General features: G+C 58.1%; 23 protein-coding genes. 8 read left to right on the forward strand and 15 right to left on the reverse strand.

The window, feature by feature from the left end; all coding sequences use genetic code 11:
- Positions 1–67 precede the first annotated feature (67 nt).
- The 8 genes from AC54AF_RS15430 to AC54AF_RS15465 form a co-directional block, all read right to left on the reverse strand.
- Entirely contained in the window at positions 68–355 is a 288-nt protein-coding gene (locus AC54AF_RS15430) for a hypothetical protein (RefSeq protein ID WP_496637234.1), read from the reverse strand.
- Positions 356–452: 97 nt separating this feature from the next.
- A complete protein-coding gene (locus tag AC54AF_RS15435; RefSeq protein ID WP_496637235.1) occupies positions 453–887 on the reverse strand; it encodes a GNAT family N-acetyltransferase in 435 nt (144 codons plus the stop codon).
- Between the two features lie 233 nt (positions 888–1,120).
- Complete coding sequence (locus AC54AF_RS15440; RefSeq protein ID WP_496637236.1) at positions 1,121–1,810, reverse strand: hypothetical protein; 690 nt, start codon at positions 1,808–1,810, stop codon at positions 1,121–1,123.
- Positions 1,811–2,072: 262 nt separating this feature from the next.
- A complete protein-coding gene (locus AC54AF_RS15445) occupies positions 2,073–2,570 on the reverse strand; it encodes a hypothetical protein (protein WP_496637237.1) in 498 nt (165 codons plus the stop codon).
- Positions 2,571–2,944: 374 nt separating this feature from the next.
- Positions 2,945–3,280, reverse strand: a complete 336-nt coding sequence (locus tag AC54AF_RS15450) for a hypothetical protein (RefSeq protein WP_496637238.1) — start codon at positions 3,278–3,280, stop codon at positions 2,945–2,947.
- Positions 3,281–3,421: 141 nt separating this feature from the next.
- Positions 3,422–3,958 carry a hypothetical protein gene (locus AC54AF_RS15455; RefSeq protein ID WP_496637239.1) on the reverse strand — a complete coding sequence of 179 codons (537 nt, stop codon included), beginning with the start codon at positions 3,956–3,958 and terminating at the stop codon, positions 3,422–3,424.
- Positions 3,959–4,014: 56 nt separating this feature from the next.
- Positions 4,015–4,272, reverse strand: coding sequence for a hypothetical protein (locus AC54AF_RS15460; protein WP_496637240.1), 258 nt, complete (start codon positions 4,270–4,272; stop codon positions 4,015–4,017).
- A 135-nt stretch (positions 4,273–4,407) separates the two neighbouring features.
- Entirely contained in the window at positions 4,408–4,704 is a 297-nt protein-coding gene (locus AC54AF_RS15465) for a hypothetical protein (protein ID WP_496637241.1), read from the reverse strand.
- A 164-nt stretch (positions 4,705–4,868) separates the two neighbouring features.
- Between AC54AF_RS15465 and AC54AF_RS15470 the strand changes: the two genes are divergently transcribed.
- A complete protein-coding gene (locus AC54AF_RS15470) occupies positions 4,869–5,495 on the forward strand; it encodes a tyrosine-type recombinase/integrase (RefSeq protein WP_496637242.1) in 627 nt (208 codons plus the stop codon).
- Between the two features lie 46 nt (positions 5,496–5,541).
- Here AC54AF_RS15470 and AC54AF_RS15475 read toward each other — a convergent pair whose 3' ends face one another.
- Positions 5,542–5,943, reverse strand: coding sequence for a hypothetical protein (locus AC54AF_RS15475; protein ID WP_496637243.1), 402 nt, complete (start codon positions 5,941–5,943; stop codon positions 5,542–5,544).
- A 313-nt stretch (positions 5,944–6,256) separates the two neighbouring features.
- Between AC54AF_RS15475 and AC54AF_RS15480 the strand changes: the two genes are divergently transcribed.
- Together AC54AF_RS15480 and AC54AF_RS15485 are read left to right on the forward strand one after the other, a co-directional pair.
- Positions 6,257–7,135 (forward strand): EamA family transporter, encoded by an 879-nt coding sequence (locus tag AC54AF_RS15480; protein WP_496637244.1) that lies wholly within the window; start codon positions 6,257–6,259, stop codon positions 7,133–7,135.
- A gap of 116 nt (positions 7,136–7,251) precedes the next feature.
- Positions 7,252–7,662, forward strand: a complete 411-nt coding sequence (locus tag AC54AF_RS15485; RefSeq protein ID WP_496637245.1) for a c-type cytochrome — start codon at positions 7,252–7,254, stop codon at positions 7,660–7,662.
- Positions 7,663–7,808: 146 nt separating this feature from the next.
- On the opposite strand, the gene AC54AF_RS15490 is transcribed toward AC54AF_RS15485, so the two are convergent.
- Complete coding sequence (locus tag AC54AF_RS15490) at positions 7,809–8,072, reverse strand: DUF378 domain-containing protein (RefSeq protein WP_326456128.1); 264 nt, start codon at positions 8,070–8,072, stop codon at positions 7,809–7,811.
- Between the two features lie 321 nt (positions 8,073–8,393).
- Here AC54AF_RS15490 and AC54AF_RS15495 point away from each other — a divergent pair, with 321 nt between their 5' ends.
- A complete protein-coding gene (locus AC54AF_RS15495; RefSeq protein WP_496637246.1) occupies positions 8,394–9,776 on the forward strand; it encodes a methyl-accepting chemotaxis protein in 1,383 nt (460 codons plus the stop codon).
- Between the two features lie 34 nt (positions 9,777–9,810).
- Here AC54AF_RS15495 and AC54AF_RS15500 read toward each other — a convergent pair whose 3' ends face one another.
- Positions 9,811–10,341: a GNAT family N-acetyltransferase gene (locus tag AC54AF_RS15500; protein ID WP_496637247.1), complete on the reverse strand. Its 531-nt coding sequence runs from the start codon at positions 10,339–10,341 to the stop codon at positions 9,811–9,813.
- A 7-nt stretch (positions 10,342–10,348) separates the two neighbouring features.
- A complete protein-coding gene (locus AC54AF_RS15505; protein ID WP_496637248.1) occupies positions 10,349–10,921 on the reverse strand; it encodes a helix-turn-helix domain-containing protein in 573 nt (190 codons plus the stop codon).
- A gap of 117 nt (positions 10,922–11,038) precedes the next feature.
- Here AC54AF_RS15505 and AC54AF_RS15510 point away from each other — a divergent pair, with 117 nt between their 5' ends.
- On the forward strand, positions 11,039–12,127 hold the full coding sequence (locus AC54AF_RS15510) for a flavodoxin family protein (RefSeq protein ID WP_496637249.1): 1,089 nt from the start codon (positions 11,039–11,041) through the stop codon (positions 12,125–12,127).
- Between the two features lie 12 nt (positions 12,128–12,139).
- On the opposite strand, the gene AC54AF_RS15515 is transcribed toward AC54AF_RS15510, so the two are convergent.
- A complete protein-coding gene (locus tag AC54AF_RS15515; protein ID WP_496637250.1) occupies positions 12,140–13,042 on the reverse strand; it encodes a LysR family transcriptional regulator in 903 nt (300 codons plus the stop codon).
- 107 nt (positions 13,043–13,149) lie between these two features.
- Between AC54AF_RS15515 and AC54AF_RS15520 the strand changes: the two genes are divergently transcribed.
- Positions 13,150–14,226: a YeiH family protein gene (locus AC54AF_RS15520; RefSeq protein WP_496637251.1), complete on the forward strand. Its 1,077-nt coding sequence runs from the start codon at positions 13,150–13,152 to the stop codon at positions 14,224–14,226.
- Between the two features lie 95 nt (positions 14,227–14,321).
- A complete protein-coding gene (locus AC54AF_RS15525; protein ID WP_496637252.1) occupies positions 14,322–14,963 on the forward strand; it encodes a LysE family translocator in 642 nt (213 codons plus the stop codon).
- Here AC54AF_RS15525 and AC54AF_RS15530 read toward each other — a convergent pair whose 3' ends face one another.
- Positions 14,964–15,731, reverse strand: a complete 768-nt coding sequence (locus AC54AF_RS15530; protein ID WP_496637253.1) for an alpha/beta fold hydrolase — start codon at positions 15,729–15,731, stop codon at positions 14,964–14,966.
- Positions 15,732–15,821: 90 nt separating this feature from the next.
- Here AC54AF_RS15530 and AC54AF_RS15535 point away from each other — a divergent pair, with 90 nt between their 5' ends.
- A complete protein-coding gene (locus AC54AF_RS15535) occupies positions 15,822–16,580 on the forward strand; it encodes an AraC family transcriptional regulator (protein ID WP_496637254.1) in 759 nt (252 codons plus the stop codon).
- On the opposite strand, the gene AC54AF_RS15540 is transcribed toward AC54AF_RS15535, so the two are convergent.
- On the reverse strand, positions 16,577–17,218 hold the full coding sequence (locus tag AC54AF_RS15540; RefSeq protein WP_496637255.1) for a CatA-like O-acetyltransferase: 642 nt from the start codon (positions 17,216–17,218) through the stop codon (positions 16,577–16,579). The genes AC54AF_RS15535 and AC54AF_RS15540 overlap by 4 nt on opposite strands.
- Positions 17,219–17,246: the final 28 nt, after the last annotated feature.

A 17,246-nucleotide genomic window follows, 5' to 3' on the forward strand; every position in this document is an offset into this window, starting at 1 on the left:
GCAGGATACAACTGTGTCAAAAGGAGTAAAGGGCGCGACCGTCTGCTCTTGGCCGGCTACGGCCAGTTCAATCACACGGAACTTCATAAATCGCAGACTCTTCCTCAGGCCCCCTGATGCGGATAACCTTGAACTGAGACACGGAAAATTTGAAAGCAACCGACAACTCTTCTACTGACTCCGTTAGAGACTTCGCCCACTCAACCACAGTTGCCTCAGTTTCTTCACCAGGTTCAATATCGGCGAGGGCTCGAAGTTCTCGACGCTCAGGAAAACATGCGATGGGAATAAAATCATCGAAACCTTGTTCACTGATTATTTTTTGTGTAATACCAGCAAATTCGTCTAATTTCATATCTTTGTTTCCATTGTTTGCACTTCGCTTGGAAGGTCTGCTATTGGCCGGTTGCCGCCGCTGCCGGATTCGCCCCATACCGGTCATCCGTTTTTGTCTACTTCTTGTAAATAGCTGGTCTATTAATCTGCAAGAATAATTTAGGATTTTCCGGCGTTGAGAAGCCAAGCTTCTCATACAACCAATCGGCAGTCGTCGTCGCCAGAAGCAGTCGCCGGTAACGATCGACGCCAGGATATGTCAGCAGGCACTCCACAAGCCAACGTCCGAGTCCCTTGCCACGGTATGTTTCAATCACGAAGACGTCCGCCATGTAAGCAAAAGTAGCGTAATCAGTAATTAGCCGAGCATATCCAATCTGCTGGCCTCTATGGTACAGACCAAAATTAAGACTATTCTTGACCGCGTCACCCACAGTCGCCTCATCAATTCCGCGAGCCCAAGTACTGCGGGTGAGGTTGTCATATATCACGTCGAGTTGTAACAATGCATCGTCAGTAGAAACTTGGTAGTCCTCTTTCGTCCAATTCATAAGTATCTTGATCCTGCATTAAGTAAGTTGTGATGTGGGCCCGTAGGAGCAAATATGGAAAAGGCTTCTCTATAGGAGGGAACGAACGAACACGACTGTCCTCTTTTGGCCGAACCCGGCCGTTCGGACAAGCATAGCAGGTTGTCAGATGGAAAATCCAGCGCGACCCACGACAGGCTGGATTCGCCCCAAATCAGAAACTAGCATGTTGAAAGTAGCTACGCCTAGGTCGCTCAATTTTCTTTGGAAGACCAGAGGCCAGAAATTATTTCCACATTACCCTCGACATCCAAATCGAAACTACCAAGTTTATTCCTAAACATCATAATTGCAACAGGATTGGAATGAATATATTGAGCAGAGCCGTAATTGGTCGGTGCACGGATATTTTGCAAGCCAAACTTATTCATTACGGTCAAGGTAGTCGTCCAAGCGTCAGCAACTGGAAAGGGTTCTTGACCTAAACGCATAAAATATTCATCAATTCCAAGTTCTTTGAAAAACTTGGCTTCCTCGTTGCGCTGCTTTTGAATAAGCATATACCTTGGCCTTCTTTGCTCCAGTCTTACGCGCTCAACGGAATCGAGGGGGGAATCAATCAAGGATTTCTCCAGTCGTTCGAACTCGAATTGCTCTTCACGAATGTTTTTTTGTTCCGTGCTGCCATGCCAAACGACAATTGCACCTGGCTCGATAGTTTTTTTACTACCAGCAGTGAAAACGTAATTTGCACATGAGGACATGCAAATCGTCTGAACAGATACAGGTAACCCAAGCGAATGCACCCAACGACCGAGCTCGATGCCTGCCAATACGTCGCCGCCGTTCGAGTTAATGCGCAGGCTACTCACATGTTTTTTTGCGTATTCTCTTAAAAAAGCATCTACTCGTTCTTTCTTAATTGGGCCTCTATAAATAGCCACTTCGGAAACATCCGGGTCGGGCGGAACACCTGCCGCAGTGGATTCTACTGATGATAAAAATAAAAAGCAATGGCAGTGACAAGGTGGAATAAATATGGTAATCGCATGAGAGATATGAATTTAGCTATTTCAACCTCATTATTGTATAGTCATCACATGAAATTTCATTAAGAAACAATAATTTATTTTTGAAGGCATTGTGCCGAATGTCGGCTATTGGCCGAAAACGGCACTTCAATAATAATCATGCAAGTAATTCCGTTCAGAACTCATTTGCTACGCACAAGTCTGCAGGTAACGAACTAGGCGAAAGCTCAAGCAGTGCCGGTGGGATAAATTCAATATTGCTCGCCGTATCTTGGTCTAGGCAAGAGTAATCAACCAGAAAATGAGCAACGTGGCTAAGATAATGGATGACCAGATTCCGGTATGGCTCACTTACTCGAGCATGAGTGACTGCCAAAAGCGCATCGTATGACCTCTTCAGAAAGATTGGAATCACGGAGTAGTTATTGCTCAAGAATAGAGCCGTAACTTGGTTCACATAGCACACTAACCCATAAGTCGGACTAGCCATGCGGTAGCATTGGTCTGGCACCAAACTCGGCGCATTGATGTATTCCTGGAAGCGTTTGATCTCACTGCGTGCTTCCTTGGCACCTTCATTCAAATTACCCACGTCATATCCCTTTAAGCGCATATGCGTCAATGTCTGCTGCTGGCCGAAGGCCGCCGTCAGCCCTACTGCAATTATTTGCATCGTAGCCATTCATCCCAAATTTGAGAAGCGAGGTCACAATAATCGGTTATCGGCCCGGCAGTCTCGCTGTCGAACCATCTACAAAATTCCTCGTGAACTATAAGTTGCACATCGGCTTCAGATTTGGCATGCCTCAGTCGGGGAATAATTGTCCCGACCTCTGGTTCGTATTCGTCAGTGTTCGTTTCAAAATTAATACCAATTGGGTCAGCCTTGAACAGTAGCGTTGAGAGCGCTGCGAAGAGCTCACGATACTGTAGTCGAACAGCTTTCCTCTTCTCTATCTCGGTGCTAACCATCAATACAATCCTGTTTTCCGGCTACAAAAATGACCGTCTGCTCTTGGCCGAATGCCGCCTAAATTTAGTGATGAATCATTGGCCCATCCACTGGATTTCAGGTGTTCTCACCTGCAGCGGCAACCAGTACTTCAGTGCTTTTATTGCAGTCTCGACGGTCAATCCATCCACAAAAAAACCTCGATGCTCGTGTGCTTGTACCGTGGCTCGACCTTGTGCATCTACGTTAATTATAAAAATGCCATAGTCGATGCCGTCGCCGAGGCACGCGACAAAAAGGCCCGATTCAGGCTTCAGATTGACAATCGAGAACGTCAGAACATCATCCTCGCTAAGGGACCTGAACTCCAATTGAGTTGGCTTTTTCCCTAAGGTCTCGAACTCTACATAGTAATGTGCTGCTAATCGCATTCTGCTTTATCTTATAGTGGCTGAAGCTTAGTTCTGCCGAATGTCTGCTACTGGCCGGTTGCCGAAGTTGCTAGGCTCCACCCCGAAGCAGACTTCGGATGCACTCGTCAACTTCGGTGCGAAGCGCAATTTTCGGAGTATTTAGTTCAGTTCAGTGATAGTATTTTTTATCATCGCTATGTCATATTCGGGCAAACGTCTGGTGAGCGATAATTCGAGATACTTTCTTGCGGTCGGCCTGAAATCATCAAAATTGGTACCTAAAACGCCCAATATGTCTACATACAGGCTTGCTAGTTTCACGTCATCAAACTGAAGTCCATAAATAAAATACCAAGTCGCCTGACGAAGTTCAAGCAAACAATCCCGATGGAGGTTTGGCGAACTCGGCGCAGACTCTGAGCCGGCGATATCCCCCAAAAGTTCCAGACATTTCTCGCGCGCTATGCCAGCGCATCCAGGAAGTGCCGCCAAAATCGTCTTGATGACGGAAAGCGCACACGGATATATCACTTTATTTATACCAGTCGCTTCAGAGATATCATCGTACGCAAGGTACGCCTGTTCCAGATTCTTTGAATGAATTAAATTCGCTACAGTCGAAGGGGAAAGCACAATCCCATGATCGCCTTTTTGACTCCAGTCAAGCGTTGACATTTCCCAGGTTTCAATATTCATGCTTAAATTTTAAAAGAATTCAACGGCGGCTTCTGGCCGGCAGCAGGCGGTGTAGATCAGGCTTCCAGAGGCTTGCCGTCGATGAGTACGCGAAATCGTTCACCTGAAAACCCCGCCCGGTGGCTACCGTAAATGGCCTTTCCGATAGACTCATACCATTTGGAATCGGTGGCCTCGACAGAAACGGTCATGTCCGAGTTTTCGGCGCTGATTTTCTCAAGAGCTTCCGCGACCTCACTTGTTGAGCGTAGTTTGACACCATTCAAGTCTACGCCGTCATTGTCGGAAATTCGCAATACAACTAGATTTTCCAAATCGATGCTCCAAAAATAAAGGAGGTGATGCTTCAGTTCTTACATTGGCGAACGGCGGCAGATGGCCGGTTGCCGTCGTTAGCCGATTGAATCCGCAGCCAATTGCTGTCTAAATCACCCGGAGTCGGCATAGCACTAGGCGTCCGTTGTCTTCACAGCATTCGCTAAGTGGCTGCGTTTATGTTTTTTTGAAAGCGACACACCCACAATCCAAGATATGGCAAATGCCGCTAAAATCCTTCCAAAAGCCTTAGGGTTATTTGCCAATGCTGGCAGAGCGGCAATGGCTACCGATAGCCAGTTGTAGACAGAGGCACCGTTTACAGCGTTTCTTCCCAAGTGCTTATTTAGCATTCCTCCTAGGCCATGGAAGGTCCATGCAACAAAGGGGGTCAGGAAAATTAATAAGGTGGTGGCAGCGTGTTGTTCCATGTGTTTTTCGTATTCAATTTTGAGAGGCTGCTCTTGGCCGTATCCGGCCTATAAGCAACGATACCATGTTGTCCAAATGAAAATCCAGTAAATTTCCACATCACCTTCCTCACGCCGCCGATTCACTTTGGACGCATAGTAGAGTTCCATTCAGGAGGTCTATCATGGAATATCAAGCACAATTTTTGTGTCAACCTACACCATGGAACAAAGGCAAATTAGTCGGGCAAAAAGCGCCGCTGCGCGTAAGCGAAATCTGGGCAATTCGCGTCCGCCTAGAAATCTACCGGAGAGTGCGTGACTTGGCGCTCTTCAACTTAGCCATCGATAGCAAATTGCGTGGCTGCGACTTGGTCCAGTTGCGTGTCAACGATGTATGTCAGGGAGGACATGTAGCAGCGAGGGTCATTGTGATGCAGCAGAAAACGAAGCGACCTGTCCAATTCGAACTTACCGCAGGAACCAGGAAGAGCCTTGGGGAATGGATTGCGGCCGCAGGGCTACGGCACGGCGACTTTCTATTCCCCAGTCGGATTTCGGAATCGCCGCATATTTCAACCAGGCAGTACGCGCGCATAGTTCACCAATGGTTCGACGAAATCGGATTGGACCCGACGGCATACAGTACTCACACGATGCGTCGGACGAAGCCAACCCTCATCTACCGTCGCACAAAAAATTTGCGGGCGGTGCAGCTATTGCTGGGACACACGCGCTTGGAAAGTACGGTGCGCTATCTTGGCATTGAGGTTGACGATGCGCTAGAAATGGCCGAGCAAACCGATGCTTGAGAACAAGGGCGACGCCAGCAGTCGCCCCGAAGCAGACGTAATCGCGTCACCACCATTTGCCGAACTGGTTGAGCGCTGAATACAGCGCAAGCATTGACCCGGCATTGATCTTCAGACGAATTGCGATGCAGTCGCCATCCTGTGACTGCCTTTCCGAACGAGGATTGATCGTTAGATATTCCTGAGATGAATGCCGTTCGAAGTGAAGTACTGGGTACTCGCTCATGTCATTCAGTCCTGCGTCGCGGCCGTCACGGAGTTCACTTTCGAATTGAGTGAGGGCTTCGTACTCAAACCAACGGTGCTCGGCAGTCCAGTTGCAACTCTGGCTTCCACTTGAATACTCAACTTCAAGTCGGACCTGGACGCCAAGATCTATCGGGTCTACTTTTGCAAACCAAAGCTGGAACTTGAGTGGTCCTTCAGCGAAAGCTACGTCGGCAGCCATCTGAATCCTTTCTTGGCTGTGGTAATCTCAGGCTATCGCAATGGCCGCCTCTGGCCGATTGCCGACTCTTTTAGTCGAAATGCCGATTAGCATTAGTATCAGCCTTTAATGTGCTAATGGTAAAGACTGTTCGATTAGGAGCGGCGACTCCTGACCATTAGTAAACAATTCTACAACTGTAGCGTATTTTGCAACATGCTTTGGAAAAAGAAGCCGCGATGCACCAGTCATGCCAGCAACTACCTCGTTAAATCTCCTCGGCTTACCAATCTGCCAGCGACTACCCCGCTCAGGCATATTAAAATACCGCCCCATGACCTCCCCCGCCTCGACCTCCCCCCTGCCCGACAGCATTTTGCTCCCTTCCCTGGCCGTCCTGGGAGGGCAGATTTCCGTCAATCTGGGGGCGGCGATTGCGAAGAATCTGTTTCCTGTCATCGGCGTCGAGGGGATTACGGCGTACCGCGTGGGTTTTTCGGCGCTGATCCTGCTGGCCATCTTCCGCCCATGGCGTTTCCGGCTGACGCGCAAGGATGTGCTGAACTTGCTGGTCTACGGTTCCGTACTGGGATTGATGAACTTGCTGATTTATCGCGCGTTTGCACTGATACCGATCGGCATCGCGGTGGCCATCGAGGTGACGGGGCCGCTGGCCGTGGCCATGCTGTCGTCGCGGCGGCCCCGCGATTTGCTGGCGGTAGCGTGCGCCGTGTTCGGTCTATATTTGCTGTTGCCGCTGCAAGGCAGCCCGGGCAACCTGGACCCGGTCGGCGTGGCGTATGCGCTGGGGGCGGCGCTGTGCTGGGCGCTGTACATCATCTTCGGCAAGCGCGCTTCGACCTTGCAGGGCGGCCAAGCCGTGGCCTGGGGCATGACGGTGGCGGCCATGGTGACGGTGCCCATCGGCGTCGCGTATTCGGGCACGGCCCTGCTGGCGCCATCGATTGCGCTGATGGGCCTGGCCATTGCCATGCTGTCCAGCGCCCTGCCGTATTCGCTGGAAATCTTTGCCTTGCGCCGCTTGCCGCAAGGGGTGTTCGGCATGTTCAGCAGCGCGGCGCCGGCCGTCAGCGCGCTGGCCGCCATGGCCGTGCTGGGAGAACTGCTGAGCCTGACCCAGTGGCTGGCCATCGCCTGCATCGTGTTTGCATCGGCCATGGCGGCGCTCGGCGCCCAAGGCGGCAAGCGCTAGCGGTGTCAGTCATCCTGCACGGTATCTTGGCATGGCTGCGCAACTGACAGGCAGGTTTGGATGCCCGCCTGTAAAATGCGTCATTGCTTGCCATATCGTGCCTTTCCGCCTCACCGATGACATACCCATTTCTTTTTCGCTGCTCCCCCACTCTTGCCGCCGTCGCCCTGCTACTGGGGCCAATCGCCGCCGCGCAGACAACCGCTGCTCCTGCTACCCTCGTGGGCAATGCCGAAGCGGGCAAGGCCGCGTTTCGCAAGTGCGCCTCCTGCCACCAAGTGGGGCCATCGGCGCGCGGCGGCTTCGGCCCCAAGCTGACGGGCGTGATTGGCCGCAAGGCCGGCGCCACCACCGACTACAAGTATTCGGCGGCCATGAAAAACGCGAATATTGTCTGGACCGAGCAAAACCTGGCCGGCTTCCTCAAGGCGCCCAGCGATTTCATTCCCGGCAATAACATGCGCTTCTGGGGCATCGGCAATACGCAGCAAGTGGCCGATTTGCTGGCCTACCTGCGCACGCAATAAGCAACGCCAGAGCAAGCCTGCAGCGCTTGCAGCACGCCCTTGCGCTTCTTGTCCCGGAGAGCGCGCTTCCTGCCTGAACTCTTCTCCAACTGCCTGCATTCGCGTTCGGGCCTGGGACTGGCACCGACAGGCATGTCTCCTCCAATCTAGGGCTTGGCTGGCAGCTTACGCACGCACAGATAGATGGAATACAGCGCCGCCAGCCCCACCAGCACATACACGCCGCGCGACGCCGTCGTCATGGCGCCGAGGATGCGGGCCACGATGTCGATATCGAACAAGCCCACCAGCGCCCAGTTCAAGCCGCCCACGATCAAGAGGATCATCGAGATCCAGTCAACCACGTTCAGGCGCTTGGCCGTCATTTCCTGTTTTGCCGCGCCGTCCGACCCTGCCTGGATATTCGCCATCTCAGCCTCCTGTGTATAAGAAGAAAGACCCGCCGCCGGATCCGTGCAAGGAACAGTGTAGGCGCGGCAGCGGCATGCGCCAGTCGGACGATGCCGGGGATCGAGGTAGGACGAGTCTGTAATACGGCGGGTGATTTTATCTGGCAACGAGCCATGCCGCTGTTGCTAAACAGGCAGTGACTAATTCCAATATGGAAATATTTATAGATTACTTAGTACCGCGCTGCTACACTCATTTCACCCCGGCAACTTCAGGGGACAAGCGCCACGCCATGCCGCCGGCATGGAAGTCGGCCACCATGGGACAACAGCTGAGGGGACATGAATATTTCAAACATACGTATCGGTGTGCGCCTGACCACAGGCTTTTTGCTCACTTCGCTTTTACTGGCCGTGGTGGTGGCCATCAGCACGTGGCAGTTGTCGGCGGTAAGCGGGGAAATCGACAGCAGCGTGAACCAGCGCTATGCGCGTATTGCGCAATTGCAGGCCACGCGCAACGGCACGCAAGAGCAGCCTGCCCTGCGCGAACTCGACCAGCAAATCGCCATGCAATCGGCGCAGATGCGCACGGCGGCCGGGGCAGCCATGGCCCGCGCGCACGATACCAGCGTACTCATCATCGCGCTGGGCCTGGTCGGCGGCGTGCTGAGCCTGGCCACGGCCTGGTTCATCAGCAGCGGCATCGTGCGGCCCTTGCGGCATGCCGTCAAAGTGGCCCGCAAGGTGGCTGGCGGCGACTTGAGCGAGCATATCCGCGTCGATTCCAGCGATGAAGTGGGGCAACTGCTGCAGGCCCTGAAAGACATGAATGCCAGCTTGATTCATATTGTCGGCGAGGTGCGCGGCGGCACGCACGACATCGCGGGCGCGTCGGGCGAGATTGCCGCCGGCAACCTGGATCTGTCGCGGCGCACGCAGGCGCAAGCCAGCTCGCTGGAGCGCACGGCCGCCTCGATGGAAGAACTGACGGGCACCGTCAAGCAAAATGCCGATAACGCACGGCAAGCCAATCAGCTGGCGCAATCGGCCGCCGCCGTGGCCGGCAAAGGGGGCACGGTGGTGGCGCAAGTGGTCGACACCATGAGCTCGATCAACGCGTCGTCGAAAAAGATCGTCGACATCATCGGCGTCATCGACGCCATCGCCTTCCAGACGAATATCCTGGCCCTGAATGCGGCCGTGGAAGCGGCACGGGCCGGCGAGCAAGGGCGCGGCTTTGCCGTCGTGGCCGCTGAAGTCCGTACCCTGGCGCAACGCTCGGCCGGCGCGGCGCGGGAAATCAAGCAGCTGATCGGCGACTCCGTCGAGCGGGTCGATGCAGGCGCGCGCCTGGTCGACACGGCCGGCGCCACCATGCGCGACATCGTGGCCAGCGTGCACCGCGTGACGGACATCATGGGCGAAATCAGCATGGCCAGCGGCGAGCAACTATCCGGCATTGAACAAGTCAATGCCGCCATCGTGCAGATGGAACAGGTGACGCAACAAAACGCGGCCCTGGTGGAGCAGGCATCGACGGCGGCGGCCAGCATGCAGCAGCGCGCCACGCTACTGTCGGGCACGGTGGGCATCTTCAAGCTGAGCCGCGACCAGGGCCAGGCGGCGCACGGCATCAGCCTGGTGGCCGCACCTGCCAGCCACGCCGTCACCGCGCAGGAAAACCTGCCTGCCGCAAACGTTAGAGCGCGGCTGAAAGCCTGAGTTCCCCCGCCATCGCTGCGGCGCTCTCAATATGCTATGGCTGCAGCTGCTTGTACATGACGGTGGTGGCGTCGAGCCGGTCGCCGGCCGACGCCAGTGCATAGCCGGGGATGCTGCCCGCCACCACGTAGCCGAGCGACAAGTACAGCGCTTGCGCATGGTCGCCGCTGCGCGTATCCAGGGTCAGCAGGCTGCGCGGCAAGAGGCGCGCCTGCGCCTCCAGCGCCTGCATCAGCTGGCGCGCAAGGCCATGGCGGCGGTAAGCGGGCGCGACCAGCAGCTTGCGCACTTCGGCCCGGTGCGCCTGGTTGGGATTGGTATCCCAGTCCAGCTGCACGGCGCCCGCCACCTTCTCGTCCACTTCGGCCACCAGCAGCAGGCGCACGCCTCGCGTGACGGCCGGCAACACGTTCTCCACCCAGAACGCCTGGCTGGCCGCCGCGTCGAAGGGCAAGATAAAGCCGATGCTGGCGCCGTCGTGCACGCAGTCTTGCAACAAGGCGCCCAGTTCCGGCAAGCGTTCCAGAATCTCGGTGGATGAAAATTGGCGTAGCGATGCGGGCATGGCGACCTCAGACAAGAAAGAGAAAATAGCGGGCGCCGCTGTCTGGCGGCGTCGTGAACGCGCTGGCGCCGTGCAACTGGTAGCGCAGGCAGTCGCCGGCCAGCAGATCGTGCGAGCGGCCGTCGACCGTCACGTTCAGCCTGCCTTCCTGCAGCAACAGATGGTGTTCCATGCCGGGCCGGGGCGAGGCCGCATAGCTGATCGTCACGCCGGCATCGAGCTCGCATTCGAGCGCTTCGCCAGCCAGCGCGCGCGACGGCGGAGACACGGAACGGCGCCGGAAACCGGCGTCCGGGTCGCTCCACACGCTTTGCTGGGCCCGCCGCAGCAGCGGTGGAAAATCGTCCTCGACCATGCGCAGCAGGCGCGACATGGCCAGGCCGTACGCGGCGCACAGCTTGCCCAGCACGACCGTCGTCGGGCTGACCTCGCCATTTTCCAGGCGAGATAATGTCGCGCGACTGACCTGGCTGGCACTGGCCAGCTGATCCAGCGACCAGCCCCGCTGCACGCGCAACTGTTTTAAACGGGTTGCCAGCCGCTGTTCCGTATCGTTATCAGTTAATTCTACATTTTCCATATGTGGAAATTTATCCCATAATCGGGAATATGGCAAGTAATCGCTGCACAGTTGTTCAGCGCACAGACCTGCGGCCGCTCCTCCAGCAAGATCGCGTCATCACCTCAAGGAGAAGCCATGTCCGCCACTCCCCCCACGCCCCAGCCGCGCCAGGGCCAGGCGCCCGCGCCGCTGGGCAGGGTCGAATTTCATTTGCAATTCATCCGTTCGTTTGCCGACCCCACGTTCGACGCCGTGCGCGGCGCCCTGGTGCAGGTGGAAGAAGTGGCGTGGAAGAATTACCAGGATGGCCGCAAGGCGCCCGTCACGCAAAAGGCGGGCCCCGGCTTTATCGACCCCGACTATGAGCTGTCGGTGGAATGGCTGGCCACGCGCGAGCGCCTGCAGGCCGCCGAGGCGCGCCAGAAAGATCTGGCCACGCCGTCGCGCGTGCTGCTGATCTGCGGCGCGGCGCGCAACGACGGTTCTTGTCCTGGTGAAATATCGAAGACCTGGCGCATGACGCAATGGGCGAAAGAAGAGCTACAGGCCGACGCCATCGAAGCGGACGTGCTGGACCTGAGCTTGCTGACCTCCTCGTATGACTTGCACATCCATCCATGCAAGGGCTGCGTCTCGACGGCCATGCCCCTGTGCCACTGGCCGTGCAGCTGCTACCCGAACCATGGCGAACGGCAAACGAATGACTGGATGGCGGACATTTACGAACGCTGGACGGCAGCGCACGCCGTCATCATCCTCACGCCCGTGTACTGGTACCAAACGCCCGGCGTGCTGAAACTGATGATAGACCGGCTCGTCTGCGCCGACGGAGGCAACCCCGACCCCACGTCCACGCACGGCAAGAAAGCCGTGGAAGCGAAGGCCCTGGAGTTGCAAGGCTGGAATTACCCGAAACACCTGGCCGGGCGCGCGTATGGCCTCGTCGTGCACGGCGACGTGGCCGGCATCGAAGGCGTGCGGCGGGGCCTGTCGGACTGGCTCGACTGGATGGGCCTGGTCGATGCAGGCGCCAAGTCGCGGCTGGACCGCTACATCGGCTATTACGACAGCTATGCGCAAAGCCACGAGACCCTGGACCGCGATACCGAGATGCAGGAAGAAGTGCGCAACGTGGCGCGCGCCGTCGTGCAAGCCGTCAAGCGGCTGCGCGCGGGCACGCTGGCGCCGCCCGATGCGGCATTACAAGCTCCGCGGCCAAAATGAAGCAGCGGCTAGCTACCCCGCAGTGCGAGAGGCGTGGCGGCACAGTTCCAGGAAACCCGTCAAACGGGGCGAGAGTATTTTTTTAGACTGGCGTATCAAATAAAAGTTGCGCTTCAGAGGTGGCAGCATGGTGTCCAGTTCCACCAGTTGCCCGCTGGCCAGCAGATCGGCCACCACGACCCGCGACAGGCAGGCGATGCCGAGACCGGCCGCCGCGCCATATTTGATCGCTTCCGAATTGCTGAATTCGCCCGCGGCGCGCAGATAGTGCAGATACGGCACCAGCGCCTGCTCCACGGCTTCACGCGTGCCCGAGCCCGCTTCGCGCAGCAGCCAGCCCGCCTGGTTCAGCTCCGCAAAACTGAGCAAATGGTGCAGCTGCGCCAGCGGATGCGTGGGCGCGGCCACGATCAGCATCTGGTCCGTCAGCCACGGTTCCACCAGCAAGCCCGCCTCGTGGCACGGCCCTTCGATCAAGCCGATATCGACACGGAACTCCGCCACGGCGGCGGCGATGTCGGCCGTATTGGCGATGGTTACCTGCGGAATGCTGCGCCCGTACTGCTGCGCCGCCTGGGCCAGGATCTGCGGCAGCAGATAGATGCCTATTGTCGTGCTGGCGCCGATCTGCAGGCTGACGGGCACGGACGGGTCGGCGCCAGCGAACTGGCGCTCGATGCTGGCGGCCCCGTCGCGCATCTGCCGCGCCTGCGGCAGCAGCAAACGGCCATTGTCGTTGAGCAGCAATCGCTTGCCCACGCGGTCGAACAGTTGCGCGCCCAGCAAGGCTTCCAGCTCATTCAGGGAAGCGCTGGTAGCCGATTGCGACAGTGCAATCAACTCGCCGGCGGCGCTGGTGCTGCCCGTGTCCGCCACGGCGAGGAAAATCTGCAGTTGCCGCAAGGTTAAGGCCATCCAATCTACCCATCCAATAGGTTGAAGATACAAAAACAATCCGTTTTACCATTTAATCGGCGAACTGTACAGTCATGCCATACGAACCAGGAACCATGGAGTACGGCATGTCTTCTCTCTCAACAAGCAACACAACAAGTTTCAGCGACCGCTATGGCCGCCTTCTGCCGGGCCTGCTGCTGAGCGGCGCAATCGCCTGGGGCGCCATTCAACTGGGCAAGCTGGAATGGATGCAAAGCCACGGCATGAGCGCCCTGACCCTGGCCATCATGCTGGGCATTGTGCTGGGCAACAGCGTGTATGGCCGCCTGGCGCCCGCCTGCGGCGCAGGCGTGACCTTTTCCAAGCAGACTTTATTGCGTCTTGGCATCATCCTGTACGGCTTCCGCCTGACTTTCCAGGATATCGGGCAAGTGGGCCTGGCCGGCATCGCCATCGATGCGCTGGTACTGGCGTCCACGTTTGGAGTGGCCATGTTCCTCGGCACCACAGTGTTCAAGCTGGAACGCAATAGCGCCATTCTGATCGGCGCGGGCAGCGCCATCTGCGGCGCGGCGGCCGTGATGGCGACGGAACCCGTCGTCAAGGGGCGCAGCGAGGACGTCACCGTGGCGGTGTCCACCGTCGTGGTGTTCGGCACCATCGCCATCTTTCTGTATCCCTTGCTGTACCGGTGGAACCTGGGCTGGCAGGTGCTGGGCGCCACGCCTGAGGCCTTCGGCGTGTATATCGGTTCGACCGTGCATGAAGTAGCGCAAGTGGTGGCGGCCGGCAAGTCGATCGGGCAGGAAGCGGCGAATGCGGCCGTGATCGCCAAGATGGTGCGCGTGATGATGCTGGCGCCCTTTCTCGTCATCCTGTCGGCGGTGCTGGCGCGCGGCAAGGCCAAAGTTGGCAGCCACGACAAGGCCACCAAGCTGGCCATTCCCTGGTTCGCCTTTATCTTTATCGGCGTCGTCGCCTTCAATTCGCTGGGCTTGCTGCCAGCGAGCGCAGTGGCCACCATCACCGATATCGACACGGCCCTGCTGGCCATGGCCATGGCGGCCCTGGGCTTGACGACGCACATGTCGGCCATCCGCCGCGCCGGCATCAAGCCCCTGCTGCTGGCCGGCCTGCTGTTCTGCTGGCTGATCGCCGGTGGCGCCGCCATCAACCATATGATCGCCGGCCTGTTTGCATGATGTCAAGCCGGGGCCGCTGACGCGGTCGCCGAAAACTTCGTACAATATGCGTGTCTTGACTCTCAATCCGGCTACGGCCCCACACAGGAACACCCATGCATCTCTCGAACTGGCTGCTTTTCTGCAGCGTTGCCCTGCTCGTCACGTTTTCTCCCGGCCCGGCCGTCTTGCTGGCCATCTCGAATGCCATCGCCGTCGGCCCGCGCCGCGCGATGATCAGCAGCATGGGCAATGGCTTTGGCTTGTTCATCATTTCCGGCGTGGCCATGGCCGGCATGGGTGTCGTGCTGGCCACCTCGGCCACGGCTTTCATGCTGCTGAAACTGGCTGGCGCCCTGTATCTGGTATACCTGGGCATCAAGCAATGGCGCAGCAAGACCAGCGTCGTGGCCGATTCCCCCGTGATGCAAGGCGCGGCGAATCCGAATTCGTTCTGGAAACTCTTCCGCCAGGGCTTGACGGTGGCGCTGACCAATCCGAAAGCCATCCTGTTCTTCTCGGCCCTGTTCCCGCAATTCATCACGCCGGGCGAACCGGTCGCCATCCAGTTCATCGTGCTGACGACGTCGTTTGTCGCCTGCGCCATGCTGGCCCACTTGTTCTATGCCAACCTGGCGCGCCTGCTGAAAACCCAACTGGCCACGCCGGGCCGCGCCAGGCTGTTCAACCGCATCACGGGCGGCGCCTTCGTCTTGCTGGGCCTGAGCCTGCTGCGCTTACGCGCCAAGGCGGCGTAACTAGTCCTTTTCCGTCAAAAACACCTCGATGCTGGCCGCCAGGGCCAGCGGCGTCTCATTCATCGGATAGTGTCCCGCATTGCCCAGCACCTCCAGCCGGGCTTGCGGGTAACACGCCAGATAGGTGCGGCGCATCAGGACCGCGTCGAAACGGGGGTCGTGCTCGCCCACCAGCGCCAGCAAGGGCAGTTTCGGCGCCGCCCGCATGACTTCCCCGCTGAAATCCGTCCCGCTCCACGCGAGGAAGTAGCGTGCAAACGCGGCTGGATCTGAACTTTCCCACGAGTATTGCGCCTTCCAGTCCAACCAGGTGGCGGGCAAGCGCCCGCCCGTGCTGCGGTCGATAATGGCGCGCCGCGCATCGACGTTTGCGCTGGCCTCGAGGAACAGCTGCCGGGCCGCTCCTTCGAGCGCCACGCCACAGCTGGGCACGGGCGCCACGGCCACCAGTTTGCGCAGGCGCAAAGGGGCCAGCAAGGCCAGCCGTTCCAGCGCCATGCCGCCCATCGAGTGGCCCACCACGCTGAAGGTGGCAAAGCCCAGCGCATCGGCCAGCGCCAGCGCGTCGCTGGCCACTTCGTCCATCGAGTATTCTCCCGCCGCGCCGCGCATGCCGCCGTAGCCGCGATTGTCCATGAAGACATAGCTGAAAGCGCCGCCATCGAGGGCCGCTTCCATCGGCCCGAACGCGTGCGCGTCGCCAAACCAGCCGTGCAGGACGATGACGGCGTGGGGCCCATGGCCCACGCGGTAATAGGTATTGTGCATATGTGCATCCTTGAAGGGAAAGCCTGCATGGTAGTGATACCTGCGACGGCCCGCCTTCGATGCCAGGCCAAATACTGTAGAGTACGGGCCATGGATGATTTTTACACGGAAATGCCGCGCCCCTTGATCGCCACGGCGCGCGACCATGCCCCCGGCGAGATATTCCCCAGCCACAGCCATGCGCGCGGCCAGTTCGCCTATGCGGCGCGCGGCGTCATCAGCGTGCACACGCCGCAAGGCAACTGGCTGGTGCCGCCGCAACGGGCCTGCTGGGTGCCGGCCGGGCTCTCCCACGGCATGCGCATGCATGGCGCCGTGACCATGCACAACGTGTTTATCGATCCACCCGCCATCGCCGGGATGGGTTTGCCGTCCCACTGCCAGGTGCTGGACGCCTCGCCGCTGCTGCGCCAGTTGCTGGCCGAGGCCGTCAAGGTGGAAGTGCTGTATGCGATGAACTCGCGTGCCGCGCGCCTGATGGGTTTGCTGCTGGATGAAATCGCCGTCATGGCGCCCCTGCCCCTGAGCGCGCCCCTGCCGCAGGAACCCCGGCTGGCGCGGCTGTGCATGGACATGCTGCAGCAGCCGACCCTGCACAGTAATCTGGACGCGATGGCGGCGCGGGCCGGCATGAGCCGGCGCACCTTTACGCGACAATTTCGCGCCCAGACGGGACTGGCCTTTGCCCAATGGCGCCAGCAGGCATGCCTGCTGGCCGCCATCACGCGGCTGGCCGAAGGACAAGCCGTGACCAGGATCGCACTCGACCTCGGCTATGCCAGCCCCAGCGCCTTCACGGCCGCCTTCCGCCGCGTGCTGGGACAGGCGCCCAGCGATTTTTTATCCTAGGCAATGATGGCGGCGATGCGCTGCGCCAGCGCCTGCGCCAGTTTCTGTACATGGTAACCGTCGACAAAGCCATGGTGGGCCTGCGCGGAAAACGGCACCCGCATGCGGCCGTCCGGCTGCGCGGGGCCGAACTTGCCCCACGTAAAGGTCGGGATGTCGGCGTCACGGTGGCGGTGGATCGGGTGTTCGATGGCCGCCAGCTCCAGCCATGGCAGGCAGGTGATGAAGATATTGTTGCGCTGCTTGCGTTCGCTTTCGCCTTCACCCGTGTTGATCAGGGCGGAACTCGCTTCGGCGACGCGTTTCGCTTCCAGGCTGCGCGCGATGAATAGATCGAGCTGGTCCGTCATCGCGAAACGCGTGTAGTTGAGGTTCTCATCGCCGTTGATGACGGTGTAGGACGCGGGAAAATCGTCGATCCTGATCACTTCGCCCTGGTAGATGCGGTACATGAAGTTGTCGATCTCCCTGACCGTATTGAGCAGGCAAAACAGGAAGAAGTGGAACACGGGGATTTGCCGTTCCTTGCACCAGGGCCGGAAGTCCGGCACGTCGAGCTGAAAGTTGATGTTGACGAGGGGATTGTCAAACGCCCGGAACAAATCATAGCGGTCGCGCCGCTTTTCAAAATTTTTCATGCGGCGAGTGTAGACGATGGAAGTACTG

The sequence above is a fragment of the Janthinobacterium sp. JF4 genome, from assembly GCF_059617925.1.

What these genes read in the sequence shown, in the direction of transcription:
- AC54AF_RS15485 (WP_496637245.1), top strand. Translation starts at nt 7,252, where the DNA reads ATGACATACCCATTTCTTTTTCGCTGCTCCCCCACTCTTGCCGCCGTC.
- AC54AF_RS15500 (WP_496637247.1), bottom strand. Translation starts at nt 10,341, where the DNA reads ATGCCCGCATCGCTACGCCAATTTTCATCCACCGAGATTCTGGAACGC.
- AC54AF_RS15465 (WP_496637241.1), bottom strand. Translation starts at nt 4,704, where the DNA reads ATGGAACAACACGCTGCCACCACCTTATTAATTTTCCTGACCCCCTTT.
- AC54AF_RS15490 (WP_326456128.1), bottom strand. Translation starts at nt 8,072, where the DNA reads ATGGCGAATATCCAGGCAGGGTCGGACGGCGCGGCAAAACAGGAAATG.
- AC54AF_RS15530 (WP_496637253.1), bottom strand. Translation starts at nt 15,731, where the DNA reads ATGCACAATACCTATTACCGCGTGGGCCATGGGCCCCACGCCGTCATC.
- AC54AF_RS15525 (WP_496637252.1), top strand. Translation starts at nt 14,322, where the DNA reads ATGCATCTCTCGAACTGGCTGCTTTTCTGCAGCGTTGCCCTGCTCGTC.
- AC54AF_RS15515 (WP_496637250.1), bottom strand. Translation starts at nt 13,042, where the DNA reads ATGGCCTTAACCTTGCGGCAACTGCAGATTTTCCTCGCCGTGGCGGAC.
- AC54AF_RS15505 (WP_496637248.1), bottom strand. Translation starts at nt 10,921, where the DNA reads ATGGAAAATGTAGAATTAACTGATAACGATACGGAACAGCGGCTGGCA.
- AC54AF_RS15450 (WP_496637238.1), bottom strand. Translation starts at nt 3,280, where the DNA reads ATGCGATTAGCAGCACATTACTATGTAGAGTTCGAGACCTTAGGGAAA.
- AC54AF_RS15535 (WP_496637254.1), top strand. Translation starts at nt 15,822, where the DNA reads ATGGATGATTTTTACACGGAAATGCCGCGCCCCTTGATCGCCACGGCG.
- AC54AF_RS15445 (WP_496637237.1), bottom strand. Translation starts at nt 2,570, where the DNA reads ATGCAAATAATTGCAGTAGGGCTGACGGCGGCCTTCGGCCAGCAGCAG.
- AC54AF_RS15510 (WP_496637249.1), top strand. Translation starts at nt 11,039, where the DNA reads ATGTCCGCCACTCCCCCCACGCCCCAGCCGCGCCAGGGCCAGGCGCCC.
- AC54AF_RS15475 (WP_496637243.1), bottom strand. Translation starts at nt 5,943, where the DNA reads ATGGCTGCCGACGTAGCTTTCGCTGAAGGACCACTCAAGTTCCAGCTT.
- AC54AF_RS15520 (WP_496637251.1), top strand. Translation starts at nt 13,150, where the DNA reads ATGTCTTCTCTCTCAACAAGCAACACAACAAGTTTCAGCGACCGCTAT.
- AC54AF_RS15435 (WP_496637235.1), bottom strand. Translation starts at nt 887, where the DNA reads ATGAATTGGACGAAAGAGGACTACCAAGTTTCTACTGACGATGCATTG.
- AC54AF_RS15470 (WP_496637242.1), top strand. Translation starts at nt 4,869, where the DNA reads ATGGAATATCAAGCACAATTTTTGTGTCAACCTACACCATGGAACAAA.
- AC54AF_RS15480 (WP_496637244.1), top strand. Translation starts at nt 6,257, where the DNA reads ATGACCTCCCCCGCCTCGACCTCCCCCCTGCCCGACAGCATTTTGCTC.
- AC54AF_RS15455 (WP_496637239.1), bottom strand. Translation starts at nt 3,958, where the DNA reads ATGAATATTGAAACCTGGGAAATGTCAACGCTTGACTGGAGTCAAAAA.
- AC54AF_RS15540 (WP_496637255.1), bottom strand. Translation starts at nt 17,218, where the DNA reads ATGAAAAATTTTGAAAAGCGGCGCGACCGCTATGATTTGTTCCGGGCG.
- AC54AF_RS15430 (WP_496637234.1), bottom strand. Translation starts at nt 355, where the DNA reads ATGAAATTAGACGAATTTGCTGGTATTACACAAAAAATAATCAGTGAA.
- AC54AF_RS15495 (WP_496637246.1), top strand. Translation starts at nt 8,394, where the DNA reads ATGAATATTTCAAACATACGTATCGGTGTGCGCCTGACCACAGGCTTT.